We start from the raw sequence: 1634 nt of genomic DNA on the forward strand, positions 1-1634 counted from the left end.
GGATTTCTGGGTAACGACCGGGCGGGCGGGGGCTTTTGGAAAGGGCCCTGCCGTTGACGGTCTGCGAAGGCGCGCGATTTTATCAGGCTTGAGGGGCAGCGGCCATCCTCGGGCCGACGGGCAGGGCATATGAGCTCAAAAAAATGCAAATCGGGCCGGTAATCGTGCGTATTAAGGTATAGCCTTGAGCTCGCTAGCGTTATGACAGTATGAAAACTTACCGGGACCCTGTGAATGTTTTACCGGTCGCTGTGTCACAGCCTTGCCAAACCGAGATCACGCGGTCTGTTCCAACCGCTAAATTTGTCGTTCGGGAATCTTCCATGCGTCTGTGTAAATTCTTCTTTGTAGGCTGCTTGTCGTTGGTCAGCCTGGCGAGTCATGCCGAAACCCTCAATGGCCTCTATCAAGTACTTGAACCAGTCAGCAGCCAGTCGCCCCAAGAGCGCGACCAAGCCACCCAGCGTGCCGTGCAGACCCTGGTGATCCGCCTGACCGGCGACGCCAAGGCCGCCGATGGCCCGGGCCTGGCAGCGATCCGCAAAGACCCGCAACAAATCATCAGCCAGTACGGCTACGACGCCGGCCCGCCGGAAAGCCTGCAAGTAGACTTCGACCCGGTCAGCACCGACCGCGCCTTGCGGGATGCGGGCCTGTCGATCTGGGGCAGCAACCGGCCGTCGATCCTGGGTTGGTGGCTGAACGATTCAACTGAAGGCAGCAGCCTGGTCGGCGATGGCCAGGCCGTTGCCCAGGCCCTGCGCCGAGCCGCGCAACACAGGGGTCTGCCGCTGCGCTTGCCGTTGGGAGACCTGGATGAACAGGTAGTCGCCACCGCGCCGAATCTTGAAAGCCCCGACGCCACGCCTTTGCGCGCAGCCTCCGAGCGTTACGGTGCCGATGCTTTGCTGGCGGTGCATGCGCGCCAGGAAGGCAGTCAATGGCAGGCCAAATGGCGCCTGTGGCTGGGCGACAAGGCTGAGGAGGGCACCGCCCAAGGCGCTGACACTGCCGCGCTCGCCGATGCGGTATTGCTGGCGGTCAGCCAAAAGCTGGCGCCACGCTTTGCGGTCAAGCCGGGCGTGAGCACTGAGCAACTGCTTGAGGTACAAGGCATGAACCTTGAGCGCTACGCCGCCCTGGGTCGTTTGCTGGAGCCCTTTGGCGGCCAGCCGCAGTGGGTGGATGGCAACCGGATTGTGTATCGCGTCAATGGCAGCGCCGAACAACTGCGCACCCAATTGAGCCTGGCCAAGCTGCAGGAAATTCCTGCTGGCGAAGCCCCGGCCCAGCCAGCCGTGATCGATGGCACGCAACCGGCTGTTGCACCTGAGCCCCAGGCGCAATTGCGTTTTCGTTGGTAAATAGTGTTCCTCCTTCTATATAGAAGAAGGGCGTAAAAAACAGATGGAGTGGTTTATGGCGGATACGCGTCGTTGGGTGTGGCTTGGCGGGATTGTCCTGCTGTGCGTTTTTGTGTTCTTGCTGCATTCGATCCTGACGCCGTTCCTGGTGGCGCTGCTGCTCGCCTACCTGTTCGATCCGGTGGTGGATCGCCTGGAAAAAGTCGGCATGTCGCGCACCTGGGGCGTGATCACGGTGTTTGCGCTGTTCACGTTGATCATCACGGCGCT

Annotated in this window: 2 protein-coding genes; both read left to right on the plus strand. The window is 61.1% G+C overall.

Annotated elements, in window-relative coordinates:
* Positions 1 to 323: 323 nt before the first annotated feature.
* Complete coding sequence (locus BKD70_RS22525) at positions 324 to 1364, plus strand: DUF2066 domain-containing protein (protein ID WP_070415432.1); 1041 nt, start codon at positions 324 to 326, stop codon at positions 1362 to 1364.
* A gap of 55 nt (positions 1365 to 1419) precedes the next feature.
* The coding region (locus tag BKD70_RS22530) for an AI-2E family transporter (RefSeq protein ID WP_139145797.1) at positions 1420 to 1634 on the plus strand (215 nt) is incomplete at its 3' end.

Origin of the sequence: Pseudomonas sp. BS-2016 (genome assembly GCF_001806145.1) — a bacterium.
Lineage (GTDB): Bacteria > Pseudomonadota > Gammaproteobacteria > Pseudomonadales > Pseudomonadaceae > Aquipseudomonas > Aquipseudomonas lundensis.

Coding starts and splice junctions, on each gene's coding strand:
- BKD70_RS22525 (WP_070415432.1), top strand. CDS start 324: ATGCGTCTGTGTAAATTCTTCTTTGTAGGCTGCTTGTCGTTGGTCAGC.